Origin of the sequence: Longitalea luteola (genome assembly GCF_017356035.1) — a bacterium.
GTDB lineage: Bacteria > Bacteroidota > Bacteroidia > Chitinophagales > Chitinophagaceae > Niastella > Niastella luteola.
This window is the reverse complement of the sequence record NZ_JAFIQX010000014.1, coordinates 72,115-86,988: the sequence shown is the minus strand read 5'-3', so window position 1 is coordinate 86,988 and position 14,874 is coordinate 72,115. Positions and strand designations below refer to the sequence as shown.

Here is a 14,874-nt window from a genome sequence, read left to right as displayed (position 1 = left end):
GGGGATCAGGCATATATGTTAAAAAGATGTGCCACGTTTACAAACGTGGCACATCTAAATCATTTCCTTGTAACCTGGAACGTGAAACCTGTAATCTAGTAAACTGTCTTCACCACGCCATCTACTTTTTTAACAAAGTAAAGTTTTTTGTTTTCGAAATAGTCGAGTGTCATGGTGGTCTTATTGATCACGGGTTGAATATCGAATTCGCTAAAAAGCATGTATTTTTTATCGCTCAGGCTTGAGCCGATATTACTGCCATACAGTTGTAACAAATGTGCAAAATGGTAAAGGGTCTCAAAACCACGGAAAACCATATCCGACGGACGCGAATAGAATGTGTTCTTGAAATTTTCATGTACCGATAATGCCAGTTTGCTGGTGGGAGCTACATAGAACGGCGTGCTGTAGATCACTTCCAGGTTCTTGAACTGCGATTTCTCAAAATCGATGCCGTCCCACGTGGGCATACCAACGATCACATTGGGGCTGCCAGCTGTACTGGTGAGGGCCAGTTGCTGGCAAAGATTTCGCGCAAAAGATTCATCCAGGCTGCCGGCCAGGCAGATATTGGGTTTCTCCTCGTCGAGATGCAGCCTTAACTTATCGGCGGTGAAATTGTCTTCTAACGTAACGTACTTGAATTTCAGCTTTACGGCTGTTGTTTTTTCAAACTCGGTAAAATAATTCCGTACGCGGTCTTCCTGTACGCCTTTCTTTCTGAATACAATGATATCCTGCAAAGAATAATTTTTCTGCAGGAAGCGGTAAATACCCACACAATGCGTTGCAAGGGTTGAATTCAGAATAACGTAATGCGGATTGTTGGTTATGCCTGCGTCGCTAGGGAGGTTTGCGTTAATAAAAGGGATATCCATGGTAGCGGCAACACTGGCAAATTTTGCCGCTTCATTCGCATTCACCTGTCCAATGATAAGGTCGGTAGCTTTAAATGCTTCGCTGTTCAGGATTGAATCTAACTGTTGGGCGGGCGCCTTGATGTCGTATACATGAACGTCGAGTTGAACGCCTTCTTTTCGTAAGGAATCGATGGCCAGTTCGGCGCCTTCCCAGAATTCCAGGCCGGCGCTGGATTGTTTTGGAAAAGTTTTATGATCGTACCGGTAATTGCCTGTTATATCGAATGCCGAATCAAGATACAAGGGAGTAAAAATTGCAATTTGTTGGCGGCTGGTATCTGTTTGAAGGGTATCCCGCATTGTTTGTGCCGCTTGTGCAGGTTGTACTGTTGGTGTAGGCGTAATTTGCGCCGCTACAGGTGCTACCCAGGCCATGGCAAGGCATGAAAATACTGATATGAACCATTTTTTCATCATAGGGAATGCTTTATATACTAACTGTTGAGATGTCATTATAATACGCACGCCTCGCGAATTTCAATGTCACCGGTTTCCAGTTGCCGGGAAAACCGGTAACCGGTGACCGGTAACACTTAAAAGACGTCTACTCCCATTCTATCGTTGCAGGTGGCTTACTGCTGATGTCGTATACCACCCGGTTGATACCTCTAACGTTATTGATGATATCAGTCGAAATATGTGCCAAAAATTCATAAGGGAGATGGGCCCAGTCGGCCGTCATGCCGTCGACGGACGTTACCGCACGTAAAGCTACGGTGTATTCATACGTTCTTTCATCGCCCATGACGCCTACACTTTTCACAGGCAGTAAAATAGCGCCTGCCTGCCAAACCTGGTCGTACAGATTATGTTCTTTCAAACCCTGGATATAACGGTGGTCGGCTTCCTGCAGTAGTTCCACTTTGTCAGGCGTGATCTCGCCCAGAATGCGGATCGCAAGGCCGGGACCGGGGAAAGGATGACGGTGCAGGAGGTCGGCGGGTATGCCCAGCTCGCTGCCTACACGGCGCACTTCATCTTTAAAGAGAAAACGCAGCGGTTCTACCAGTTCCAGGTGCATGATATCGGGCAAACCGCCTACATTATGATGCGATTTGATCGTTACCGATGGCCCATGTACGGAAACACTTTCAATAACATCAGGATAAATCGTTCCCTGTCCCAGCAGTTCAACGCCTTCAAAGGATTTGGCTTCCTGCTGAAACACTTCAATGAACAGGCGGCCGATGGTCTTACGTTTGGCTTCGGGGTCGGTTTTACCTTTCAGCTCATCGTAAAAAAGTTGTTTGGCATTTACTCCTTTTACATTCAGACCAATGGTTTTGTAGGTTTCCAAAACCTGTTCAAACTCGTTCTTGCGCAGCACCCCGTTGTCAACAAAAATGCCGTACAGGTTACTGCCGATGGCCCTGTGGATCAGGGTTGCCGCAACCGTTGAATCTACACCACCGCTTAAAGCCATGATCACTTTACGGTTACCGATCTGTTTTTTGAGGTCATTAACCGTATCTGTGATAAAGTGGGCGGGGGTCCAGCTTTGCTGGCAGCCGCAGATATTTACAAGGAAATTTTTAATGATCTTTTTTCCTTCCACCGAATGGTATACTTCGGGGTGGAACTGAACGCAGTACAGGGGATTGGCTTCTCCGTTCTTTTTGAACGCTGCAAAAGGAATGCTGTCGGTTGTAGCAAGTACATTGAACCCTTCTGGCATCTGCAGTACAGAATCGCTGTGGCTCATCCAGACCTGTGATTGGTCCATCACATCTTTTAGTAATACGTCGTCGGTCTGTTTGTGCATCAGGGCACGACCGTATTCACGTTTATTACTTTTGGCAACCTGTCCGCCAAACTGTTTGGCGGTTAACTGGGCGCCGTAGCAAACGCCCAGAACAGGCAGCTGCTGGTGCAGGGATTTTACGTCTACCTCCGGGGCTTTGGGATCGTTCACAGAAAATGGTGAACCCGACAGGATTATACCTTTCAGCGAGGGATCGAATTCAACTTTTTTGTGATAGGGAATAATTTCGCAATAAACGTTGGCCTCCCGGACGGCCCTGGCAATCAACTGAGTGTACTGACTGCCGAAATCGAGAATAAGAATCTTTTCCGTCATGGTGGTGCGAAGGTAAGAAAAAGCACCCAAGGCCCAAGGCTTAAAGGCTGAAGGCTCAAGGCTGAAGGCTGAAGGCTCAAGGCTAAAGGCTCAAGGCGGAGGGCTGAGGGCTGAAGGCTGAAGGCTGAGGGCTGAAGGCTCAAGGACTATGCACTGGAATAAATTAAAGTAATTAATTATTTGTCAAGGGGTTACTGTAACATTTTAGCAGAATACGCGTCAAATGCTGGAAAAACCGGTTAAATTGTAATGCGTAATCAAACACAACCTGCAAACATGAAAAATTGGACCTTTTTGATCTTTTTAGCGACCATACTGGTGGCCGGATGCCGCTTTACCGGTAAACGTATTAAAGGTAATGGCGATGTGACTACCGAAACCAGGAATATCAGCAGCTTTACCGGCGTGGCGTCTTACGGATTTTTTGACGTATATGTCGCTGTTGGCAGCCCTGCCTCGGTCAAGATCGAAGGTGAAAGTAATCTCCTGCCTTATATTGAGACCTTCGTTGATGACGGCACCTTAAAAGTACGCACCAAAAAAAATGTATGGTTTCGCACCCGTAAGAACATCAAAGTATATGTTACAGCGCCCGCTTTCAAAAAGATATACGCCATTGGTTCGGGAGACGTGGTGGGACAAACACCGGTCGCCGATTCTGCTGAACTGGACCTGAAAGTGCAGGGAAATGGAAGCATTAAACTGGATGTGGACGCACCTGAAATTACAGCCGTATTAACAGGTAATGGAGGCATTAACCTGAAAGGACAGACCAAATACTTCGAATGTAAGCTGCAGGGCAATGGCAATCTGAAAGCTTTCGACCTCATGGCTGAAGAAACCAAAGTAGAGATCCTTGGCAATGCGGATGCGGAAGTATTTGCCAGCGTAAAGCTGGATGTTTCAGTAGGCGGTAATGGCAATGTGCGTTATAAAGGGAATGCTGTGCCTTCTACCCATATTACAGGTAATGGCAACATTAAACAGGTGAAGTAACTAATAACAGACCATTTATACCAACCAAACCATTTTATGAAAAAAAGCATCTTTATTCTTTTAGCGAGCACCCTCTTATTCAATGCCTGCATGTGGGATGGCGATAAACGGATCGAAGGAAATGGCAATGTAACCACTGTGAATAAATCACCGGGTGAATTTACAGGTGTTGAACTCCGTGGCAATTTTGAGGTTTACCTTACGGAGGGTAATCAGGCCAGCGTTAAAATAGAAGCGGATGAAAATTTACAGCAGCACATTAAAGTGCAGGTGGCGAACGGCGTGCTGAAGCTGGAAACAACTGATGACGCATGGTTGAAGTCACGCGATGGCGTAAAAGTATATGTTACTTCTCCGCAATTCAACAATATCAAGGTGATCAGCGCAGGAACGGTTACCGGTCAATCAAAGATCAGTGCTGATGGCCCATTGACAATAGCCTGCCCCGGTGCCGGTTCCTTGAAACTGGATGTAGATGCGCCCGAGATCAATGCCAGCATTTCGGGGGCCGGTGAAATAACACTTAGCGGCGAAACAAAGAAATTTACAGCCGAAGTGACCGGTTTGGGCGGGATAAACGCCATGAATTTATTAACAGAAGAATCCGACCTGACAATTGCAGGTGCCGGCAATGTAGAGGTATATGCCAGTGTAAAACTGGATGCTACTATTTCAGGCGCCGGCAATGTGCGGTATAAAGGCGGCGCGCAGGTGGATAAAACGATTACCGGACTTGGAAATGTATCGAAAGTTGATTAGTTCGCAGATCACAGATCACAGTTTAAAGTTCAAAGTTTAAAGTTCAAAGTTCAAAGTTCACAGTTTAAAGTTCAAAGTTCAAAGTTCAAAGTTTAAAGTTCAAAGTTCATAGTTCAAAGTTTTAGTTTCTTTTTCGTGGGAAAATAAACTTAGAACTTTGAACTTTAAACAGAAAAACTATAGATCAATATATTTCACTCGTATCCAAATATCCCGATTGCGACCCTTGTCATCGGTACAGGAAATTTTAACCGGCCCTTCCTCCGGTATAAAGAACTGGCGGTTGTGCGCATCCCCCGCTTTATAGAACTGGTTATTGATATACCAGTATACTTTATGTACATCGTTCCCTACATTGCATGATAACTGCAAAGGTTCAGGATGTTTTTTGCTGATGAAATATTCCGATCCATTACGTGGTGATGTAATGGCCGGGCCGCCCTCTTTGAACACGCGCTCACAGGCCGGGTTATGCGGCGGCATTTTTTCATAGGCTATATGCCGCTCCTCATAATAGCGTTGCATGTCGGCCGAAACAATGCGGTACAATTTCTTTTTATAGCCATCTGCGGGCTGACAGGTTTTGCAATAAGAGCTTTTTCCATCGGCCGAAATGGCTACCTCCTGCAAGTTATCGCATAGCTGACTCGTAGATATAAGCGGAATGAAATAATCACTCACCGTATGCTGGCAATTGGCGCCGGGTGGTAAACCGGTTTCGGAGCATACCATTCTCATGTCACAGTCTTTGGGCTGCGTGAACCATTGTTCATCGCTGTCGTAATCGATGGTGTTGAAGATTTTAAAAAGCAGGGGTGTGGCAATGTTGGCCCCGCTTAATTCCGGAATACCCTGGGCTGAAAAATTGCCCGTCCACACGCCTACCGTATATTTCCTGTTGTAGCCAATGCTCCAGGCATCGCGGCGGCCATAGGAGGTACCGGTTTTCCAGGCGATCTTGGGCATGTGCTCTGTGCTTTGCCAGTTCAGCGGAAAATCGGGCCGGTTCACTTTTGATAAGATCTCGTTGATCATAAAGGTGGCGGCCGCACTTAAGATCCTTTCTCCCTGGCCCGGTTCTTCAAATGCTTCCTGCGTGTATTTCGGCGGAATGTACCGGCCGTTATTGGCAAACACAGCATACAGTCCGGTTAATTCTTCCAGGGTAGCGCCGCAACCTCCCAGGATCATGGAAAGGCCCAGCTTGCGCTGGTCTTTTTTGATCTGTTGAAAATGGCACACGGCCAGTTTATCAATAAACGGGTCCTTACCCAGCCATTGCAGTCCTTTCACCGCCGGAATGTTCAGGGAATGTTCCAGGGCATATTCCATGGTTACATACCCGTTGAACTGTTTGTCGTAATTCTCTGGTGCATAGCCGTTATAATTCACCGCCACGTCGGTGATAATGGCTTTGGGCGTCATTAGGCCTTGATCAATACAAAGGCCGTATAATAATGGTTTTAACGTACTGCCCGGTTGGCGGATGGCTTTGGCGCCATTCACCTGGCCGGCATCGATGGTGTCCCTGAAATTGGCAGAGCCTACATAAGTGATCACTTTGTGGGTTTGATTATCGACAATGATCACCGCCGCATTGCGGATGTTTTTCAGCGTTAGGATGCGTGCATAATCGGCCACCAGCTTCTCCGTCTTTAACTGGGTGTTCAGTTCAATATTGGTCTTAATGATATCACCGCCCTGTTGTCGTAGTTTCCAGGCAAGGTGGGGGATGAGCCGGGGAACTGTTCCGCGTGTAGCCGTCAACGGTTCGCTGAGCGCATCGGCAATTTCTTTTTGGGTGAACACTTTGTCTTTTGCAAATCGCTGCAGCCAGCGGTTACGTTCCTGTACAATGCGATCGTTGTGTTTCCCCATCACCAGCGACGATGGCCGGTTAGGGATTATAGACAAGGCCGTGATCTCGGCCAGGGATAGGTGATCGGGATTTTTTTTGAAATAGAGGATAGAAGCTGATTTTACGCCTTCAATGTTGCCGCCATAAGGTACCAGGTTCAGGTATAATTGCAGGATCTCGTTCTTGTTGTATTTCCATTCCAGTTGTAATGCCCTGAACATTTCAATGATCTTATTGAAATAGGTCCTGCTTTTGGGTTCCAGGCCCCGTGCCACCTGCATGGTAATGGTGGATGCGCCGGAAGTACGTTTCCAGCGAAAAATATTTTTGACGAAAGCGCGGCCAATAGCCAGGGCATTTATGCCGGGGTGTGAATAGAAATATTTGTCTTCTTTTTCAATAATGGTCTTGCGCAGCAGGGGCGAAATTTCTTCCAGTTCGGTCTTCATGCGCCATTTTTCATCATGTGTCAGAAAGGCATGTACCACTTCGCCTTTGCTGTCGGTGATGATGGTAGAGTATTCTACTTTGTCGGGCAGCGGAAATACCCAGTTAAGGGAGAAAAATAAAATGGTGAGAACACAGGCGGTTACAAAAATTTTCCTGAACCATATATATCCAATGCTGGCGTAACGGTGTTTCGGGCGCCACGTTAAGAGGTGGTTGACAAATTGTTTTATGGTTTTTCTGTGTGCGGTTTTCATGTGTGTTGTATCACCTCGGTTCAGGCACTTTAATAACAAATTAACAGGCAGTGTCTGTTAATTGATTGTAACTTTCGTGTATAATTTTAACGCTATGGGTTCGTCAAGCCTGCCTCCATAGTTCCTTGCTAATTTCCGGTTTATTTTCAACCAACAAAAGAACAGTATAATAATTATATTCCTTTTTGTATTTTAACGCCCCCAACCCTGCCCGGATTGTCCTTCGGAACGGGTGGGCCCTAACTTCTCTAATACTTTAACCCTATATGCGTAAGCCACTGATCGCCCTGATTACAATAGGCGTTTTTGTCGTGAGTATCATCGCCGCCTGTAATCGAAGCGCTGTTTCCCTGAGTTATACCAATGCCAAAGGGGAAGTGCAATCCCTTGGTAACCTGGTGTTCCGTTTTGATAAGGCCCTTGTTCCTGATTCACTGTTGAATAATTGGGATTCTACTGAGTATATTTCCTTTGAACCTAAGATCGCCGGACGCTTTCGCTGGGAGCATCCCGATGAACTGGTGTTCTCGCCGGCACAACCTTTATCGCCTGCCACTACCTACCAGGCAAGCCTGCGCGGCGACCTGCTCGATCACAGCAAATACGGCAAGCTGGATAAAGGCGAGAAAATAAATTTCTATACGCCCTTCCTGCAACTGGATAATACAAACGTAACCTGGATGCTCGCCGACCAGCACTCAACAAAGGCCTACCCACAGGTTGACCTGTATTTTAATTACGCTATTAGTCCGGCTACGATAAAAGATAAAATGCAGTTGCAGCTGGGTGGTAAACCCCTTGATTATACCATTATTACAGAAGGTACCGACAGCAGGATCACCCTGCGTATTGCCGGACTGAAACTGGAAGATAAAGACCTGGAGGCCAAGGTAAGCTTCGACAAAGGTCTGGTGCCCGATGGTGGCGTGAACGGAACCAAAGAAGCGATCGAAAATAAAGTGTTCATTCCTTCGCCGTATAACCTTACCATTAACGATGTTACTGCCGAACATGATGGATTGACCGGAAAAGTGTTTGTTCGCACCAGCCAGCAGGTGCTCATGGAAAACATTTCTTCCCTGATCCGTTTTAATCCTGCGGTAAAATTCAGTATTGAACAAACGGAAGACGGTTTTGCCGTGAGCAGTGATAACTTTGATGCAGATAAAAGTTATGTATTCACCATTGCCAAAGGACTGCGTGGCCGTATTGGCGGCGTATTACGCGAACAATATGATAATAATGTTGCCTTTGGTGAGCTGGAGCCATCCCTGCGTTTTGGCAACAGCAAAGCTGTTTACCTGAGTGCACTCGGCAATCAGAATATAGAGGTGCGCATCACCAATATCCCAAAGGTAAAGGTGATCATCTCCAAAATATATGAAAGCAACCTGCTGGCAGCACAACGCTATGGGTACAGTCCGAAAGATACAAGAAGCGGCGGCTACGAAGACGAATATTACGAAGGGGATTATTATGGCAATAGTGATGCTTCTTTCGGGGATGTGATCTATGAACAGGAGATAGATACCCGCTCGCTGCCGAAATATGGCAGCAGCCGGCTGTTCAGTTTCAATGTAGAAGACCGCCTGCCTGATTTCAAAGGCATATATCATATCAAAATGCGGTCGGCAACGGATTACTGGATCAGCGACAGCCGTTTTATTTCCAAATCAGATATCGGGTTAATTGCCCGTGAAGGAAACGATAAACTGTTTGTGTTTGCCAACTCTATTAAAACTGCCCAGCCGGTCAACGGCATGAACGTAGTTGTCTATGGCAACAATAACCAGGTATTGGGTACCGGCGCTACCAATGCCGATGGTGTGGCGGAGGTGGCTTTCTCCCGCAAGGAATTTGCCGGCTTTAAACCGGCCATGATCATTGCCAAAACCGCCAATGATTTCAACTACCTGCCTTTTAGCAGTACAAAAGTAAATACCTCCCGCTTTGAAGTGGGTGGCAAACGCAGCAACAGTACCGGACTCGATGCATTTATCTATGCCGAGCGCGATATTTACCGGCCTGGTGAAAAAGTGAATTTTGCGGTGATCCTGCGCGATCGCCAATGGAAGTCGCCGGGCGAGCTGCCGGTAAAAATGAAGTTCCTGCTGCCGAATGGTAAAGAATTAAAGAGCTTCCGTAAAACCCTGAATGCACAGGGCGCTACAGATGGTGATGTTGATATTAACGAGGCGGCTATAACCGGTAGTTATACGCTGGAAGTTTACACCTCCAACGATGTACTGCTGGCCAGCAAGAATTTCAGCATTGAAGAATTTGTGCCAGATCGCATTAAGGTAACAGCGAAACTCGATAAAACATCCCTGGAGCCTGGTCAATCAGCTACATTGGCTATCAATGCGGTTAACTTTTTCGGACCGCCGGCTGCCAACCGGAATTACGAAACAGAGATCCAGACCAGCGCCGCTTATTTCAATCCGAAGAAATACAGCAAGTATGATTTTAGTATTACAAACCAGGGCATGTCATTTGACAAAGCGGTGAACGAAGGCAGTACTGATGAGAACGGGAATGCGAAACAAAACTTTGAGGTGCCGGCCCTGTTTGCCAATAAAGGATTGTTGAAGACCACTTTTTATGCCACCGTATTTGATGAAACCGGTCGTCCGGTGAGCCGCAGTGCAACTGCCCATATTTATACCCAAAAAGTATTCTTTGGTTTGGGCAGCGATGGTTACTGGTACTATCCGTTGAACCAGCAGGTGAAATTTCCCATCATTGCGCTGAACAAAGATGAGCAGGTGCTGAACGGAGCGCGCGCTGAAGTAAAAGTGATCAAACATGAATACCGTACCGTGCTTTCAAAAAGCGGTGATTATTTCAGGTACGAATCACAAAAGGATGATAAGATAGTGGCCGAACAAACCATTACAGTAAGTGGTGAAACGGCGTCCTACGGCTTTGTTCCGCGGTCGCCCGGTGAATATGAACTGCGGGTGGCCATTCCCGGTGCAAGCAGCTATGTGAGCAAGAGTTTTTATAGCTATGGCTTCTGGGGCGGCGAAAATTCATCATTTGAAGTAAATACAGAAGGTAATATCGATATAGAAGCTGATAAATCTGCTTACGAGGCCGGCGATAACGCCAAGCTCTTGTTCAAAACACCATTCAGCGGCCGGATGCTGGTAACCATGGAGACTGACAAAGTAGTTTCCTACCAGTATGTAAATGTGGAGAACCGCACTGCTTCGGTTGACCTGAAAATTTCGGCAGCGCATTTACCGAACGTGTATGTTACCGCAACCCTCATTAAACCCCACGATGTTAGTGAAATACCGTTGACGGTGGCGCATGGGTATAAAAGTTTGAAGGTGGAAGAAAAGAGCCGCAAAATAGCCGTCGAGATCGTGGCGCAAAAGTCGGTTCGTTCGCGTACGCATCAGAAGGTGACCGTGAAAGCAGCTGCCAACAGTTTTGTAACGCTGGCGGCCGTTGACAATGGCGTGTTGCAGATAACTGACTTTCAGACACCTGATCCTTACAACCATTTTTATGCGCCGAAGGCGCTGGAGGTGAATGGCTATGATCTGTATCCGCTGCTGTTCCCCGAACTGAAAGCAACGTTGAGCAGTACGGGTGGTGACGGCGACCTCGAAATGAACAAACGTACCAATCCGATGCCGGCCAAACGATTCAAGGTCGTTTCTTACTGGAGCGGTTCCAGAAAAACCGGCATGAGTGGTGAAGCCGAGTTTGAGTTTGATATTCCCCAGTTCAGTGGTGAAGTACGGTTGATGGCAGTGGCCTATAAAGATGAAAGCTTCGGTAGTGGTGAAGCGGCTATGACAGTAGCAGATCCACTGGTGCTAAGTACTGCGCTGCCGCGTTTCTTAAGTCCGGGCGATACCGTTACCGTACCGGTCACTATTACGAATACGACGAAAAATACGGCATCGGCTACTGCTATATTGAATGTAAGTGGTCCGTTGAACGTATTGGGCGATAAACAACAATCTGTATCCCTCAACAGTAACAGCGAGGGTCAGGCGATCTTTCAGGTGGTGGCATCGCCTGCCGTAAGCACCGGAAAAGTTAAAGTGGAGGTGCAGGGACTGGGTGAAAAGTTCACAGATGAGACAGAGATCAGCATCCGGCCTGCATCGCCTTTGCAGGTAGTAACCGGCAGCGGTTCATTTACGGGCGGTAATGCACAACGCATCAATATTCCGTTGAACGATTTTCTGCCGAACAGCACCGACTACCAACTGGTGGTAAGCCGCAACCCGGCGCTCGAGCTGGGTAAGCAGTTGAGGTATCTGGTCGAATATCCTTATGGTTGTACGGAGCAAACTGTGTCCATCGCGTTCCCGCAGTTGTATTTTGGCGACCTGGCCGATCAGCTGCACAGCAATAAAGAAAATAAATCCTCTGCCAACTGGAACGTGCTGGAAGCGATCCGCAAGATCAAATTGCGACAGCTGTATAATGGCGCCATTACGCTGTGGGATGGAGAAGGTTCCGAAGACTGGTGGGCGACCGTGTATGCAGGCCATTTCTTACTGGAAGCGCAGAAAGCAGGCTTTGAAGTAGATAAGAATGTATTGAATGGTATCCTGAATTACATGAATAACCGGTTAAAGAATAAGGAGACCGCTTTATACTATTACAACCAATCACAAAAGAAGAAAATAGCGCCCAAGGAAGTGGCTTACAGCTTGTATGTGCTGGCATTGGCAGGTAAACCGAATGTGAGCGCCATGAACTATTACAAAGCCAATCCTGTGTTGCTGAGCCTCGATAGTAAATACCTGTTGAGTGTTGCCTATGCAGTGGCCGGCGATAAAGCCAAATTCAAAGAACTGCTGCCTTCTTCCTTCAGTGGTGAAATATCAGTTGCACAAACTGGCGGCAGTTATTATTCCGACATTCGCGATGAGGCTATTTCGTTGAATGCCCTGCTGGATGCCGATCCTTCAAATGCGCAAATACCGGTGATGGCCAAACATGTGGCTGATAAACTGAAACAACGGAACTGGTACAGTACGCAGGAGTGTTCGTTCAGTTTTCTGTCACTGGGTAAAATAGCCCGTGCAGCCAACAAGGCAACCGTTTCTGCGGATGTAAAAGTGAATGGTAAAACGGTGGGCAGTGTAGCCGGCAGCCCGTTAAAGCTAACGGCCAAACAATTGGGTGGTACCAATATTGAGATAAGTTCAAAAGGGGAAGGCCACCTGTATTATTACTGGCAAAGCGAGGGCATCAGCGCCAGTGGTACTTATAGGGAAGAAGACAATTTTATCAGGGTGCGCCGCCGCTTCTTTGATCGCTATGGCCGCAGCGTCGATGGTAATACCTTTACGCAGAATGACCTGGTAGTTGTTCAGATCACACTTGAAAAAGCCTATAGCGGTGATGTAGATAATGTGGTTATCTCCGATATTCTGCCGGCCGGTTTTGAGATCGAGAACCCACGTACCAAAGAGATCCCGGGCATGGAATGGATCAAGGATGCTTCAACACCAACAGCCCTCGATGTGCGGGATGATCGTATCAATTTATTTGATGATCTGAGAAGCAATCGCAAGGTTTATTATTATGCCGTACGCGCGGTTTCGCCTGGTAACTATAAAATGGGACCGGTTAGCGCCGAGGCTATGTATAATGGCGAATACCATTCTTATAATGGTGGCGGGGTGATAAGAGTGAACAAGAAGTAGGAAATGTAGATTTCTGATTTTGAGATTTCTGATTTTGAGATTGTTGATTTGGAGATTTTGAGATTTATCAGACGGTCAGACCTGAGCAAATCGCAAAATCTCTAAATCACAAAATCAGAAATTGTCGCGATATTTGTTTATGGCCACCACAACAATGCCAGCGCCTTTACTACAAATAAATAACCTGCAGGTTGATTTTGTTACAGAGATCGGGACCACCACTGCTGTAAAGGATATTTCGTTTAGGGTAAGTCGTGGCGAGATCGTCGCCATCGTAGGAGAGTCAGGCTCGGGTAAGTCGGTTACTTCATTATCCATTTTGCAGTTATTGCCCAAACCACCGGCCAGGTATACTCATGGTGACATTTTATTCTCGGCCGATGGGCAGAATACCGTGAATTTATTAACGCAAACACCGGAGCAGTTGCGCGACATTCGTGGTAACCAGATCGCGATGATCTTCCAGGAACCCATGACCTCGCTGAACCCGGTTTTTACCTGCGGTCACCAGGTGCAGGAAGCGTTGCGCCTTCATCTGAAGATCGGTAAACAGGAAGCAAAGCAAAAAACGATCGATCTCTTCAGGCAGGTGCGGCTGCCGAATCCTGAGCAATTGTTCCGGCGTTATCCACACCAGTTAAGTGGTGGACAAAAACAACGGGTAATGATCGCGATGGCAATGAGCTGTGCACCCGACTTGCTGATCTGTGATGAGCCAACCACCGCTTTGGATGTCACCGTGCAAAAGACCATTCTGCAACTGATCAAAGAATTGCAGCAAACGAGGCAAATGGGTGTGATCTTTATTACCCACGATCTGGGTGTGGTGGCCGAAGTGGCCGACCGGGCCATTGTGATGTACCTGGGTGAAATAGTGGAGTCGGGTTCGGTACAGGCCATTTTCAGTAACCCGCAACACCCTTATACCAAAGGCCTGCTGGCCTGCAGACCGGTACTGCATCCGAAGGGAGAACGCCTGCCAATTGTGAGCGATTTCCTGGAGCATGATCGTCCGTTTGAACTAAGCCGTTATGCACAGCTTGCACCACCACCACCTGTTGTATATGAACAGGAAGCGGTGACTGCAAAACGGCCGTTTATCAAGGTAAGCCGCCTGAATGTATGGTTCCCTTCAAAGAAGAACCTGTTGGGCAAGCCGGTAGAATATGTAAAGGCGGTTGATAATATCGGGTTTGAAATTTATAAAGGCGAAACGCTTGGACTGGTTGGCGAGTCGGGCTGTGGTAAAACAACACTTGGCAGAACCCTGCTGGGACTGATACCGCCCACATCCGGTTCGATATATTATGATGGCACTGACCTGTCGGCAATTGATGCGCGAAGCATGAAGTCGATGCGTAAGGATATCCAGATCATTTTCCAGGACCCTTATTCTTCACTTAATCCAAGGCTTACTATCGGGGCGGCTATTGCAGAGCCGCTGAAAGTGCATAATATTGTTTCCACCAGCGTGGGAAGGAAGGACCGGGTCATGGAACTGCTGGAAAAAGTAAATCTGAAACCGGAACATTTTAACCGGTATCCGCATGAGTTTTCGGGTGGACAACGGCAGCGGATCGTCATTGCCCGGGCATTGGCGCTGAATCCTGAGTTCATTGTGTGTGATGAATCGGTGTCGGCGCTGGATGTAAGTGTGCAGGCGCAGGTGTTAAACCTCTTGAACGACCTGAAGGCAGAAATGGGTTTTACCATTGTTTTTATTTCCCACGATCTGTCGGTCGTACGCTATATCAGCGACCGCATTATGGTGATGAACAAAGGGAGAATAGAAGAGATAGGGGATGCAGAGCAGATATATTTTCATCCACAGAAAGAGTACACCAGACAATTGATAGCATCCATTCCTAAAGGGATATAG

The 14,874-nt window shown here is 47.1% G+C and carries 7 protein-coding genes; 4 read left to right on the top strand and 3 right to left on the bottom strand.

Translation table 11 applies throughout. The features are described 5' to 3' along the window. Positions 1-95: 95 nt before the first annotated feature. Together JUB15_RS25560 and guaA are read right to left on the bottom strand one after the other, a co-directional pair. Positions 96-1,337, bottom strand: coding sequence for a type 1 periplasmic-binding domain-containing protein (locus JUB15_RS25560; RefSeq protein WP_207515503.1), 1,242 nt, complete (start codon positions 1,335-1,337; stop codon positions 96-98). Positions 1,338-1,464: 127 nt separating this feature from the next. Next, positions 1,465-2,997 (bottom strand): glutamine-hydrolyzing GMP synthase, encoded by a 1,533-nt coding sequence (gene guaA, locus JUB15_RS25555; RefSeq protein ID WP_207515502.1) that lies wholly within the window; start codon positions 2,995-2,997, stop codon positions 1,465-1,467. Between the two features lie 276 nt (positions 2,998-3,273). Here guaA and JUB15_RS25550 point away from each other — a divergent pair, with 276 nt between their 5' ends. Together JUB15_RS25550 and JUB15_RS25545 are read left to right on the top strand one after the other, a co-directional pair. Continuing rightward, entirely contained in the window at positions 3,274-3,993 is a 720-nt protein-coding gene (locus JUB15_RS25550) for a head GIN domain-containing protein (RefSeq protein WP_207515501.1), read from the top strand. Positions 3,994-4,029: 36 nt separating this feature from the next. Further along, positions 4,030-4,752: a head GIN domain-containing protein gene (locus JUB15_RS25545; protein WP_207515500.1), complete on the top strand. Its 723-nt coding sequence runs from the start codon at positions 4,030-4,032 to the stop codon at positions 4,750-4,752. 177 nt (positions 4,753-4,929) lie between these two features. On the opposite strand, the gene pbpC is transcribed toward JUB15_RS25545, so the two are convergent. Continuing rightward, positions 4,930-7,314 (bottom strand): penicillin-binding protein 1C, encoded by a 2,385-nt coding sequence (gene pbpC / locus JUB15_RS25540; protein ID WP_207515499.1) that lies wholly within the window; start codon positions 7,312-7,314, stop codon positions 4,930-4,932. Positions 7,315-7,580: 266 nt separating this feature from the next. Between pbpC and JUB15_RS25535 the strand changes: the two genes are divergently transcribed. Beyond that, positions 7,581-12,995 carry an alpha-2-macroglobulin family protein gene (locus tag JUB15_RS25535; protein ID WP_207515498.1) on the top strand — a complete coding sequence of 1,805 codons (5,415 nt, stop codon included), beginning with the start codon at positions 7,581-7,583 and terminating at the stop codon, positions 12,993-12,995. 139 nt (positions 12,996-13,134) lie between these two features. Further along, positions 13,135-14,874, top strand: coding sequence for an ABC transporter ATP-binding protein (locus JUB15_RS25530; protein WP_242696515.1), 1,740 nt, complete (start codon positions 13,135-13,137; stop codon positions 14,872-14,874).

Coding starts and splice junctions, on each gene's coding strand:
- JUB15_RS25535 (WP_207515498.1), top strand. CDS start 7,581: ATGCGTAAGCCACTGATCGCCCTGATTACAATAGGCGTTTTTGTCGTG.
- JUB15_RS25550 (WP_207515501.1), top strand. CDS start 3,274: ATGAAAAATTGGACCTTTTTGATCTTTTTAGCGACCATACTGGTGGCC.
- JUB15_RS25560 (WP_207515503.1), bottom strand. CDS start 1,337: ATGATGAAAAAATGGTTCATATCAGTATTTTCATGCCTTGCCATGGCC.
- pbpC (WP_207515499.1), bottom strand. CDS start 7,314: ATGAAAACCGCACACAGAAAAACCATAAAACAATTTGTCAACCACCTC.
- JUB15_RS25545 (WP_207515500.1), top strand. CDS start 4,030: ATGAAAAAAAGCATCTTTATTCTTTTAGCGAGCACCCTCTTATTCAAT.
- JUB15_RS25530 (WP_242696515.1), top strand. CDS start 13,135: ATGGCCACCACAACAATGCCAGCGCCTTTACTACAAATAAATAACCTG.
- guaA (WP_207515502.1), bottom strand. CDS start 2,997: ATGACGGAAAAGATTCTTATTCTCGATTTCGGCAGTCAGTACACTCAG.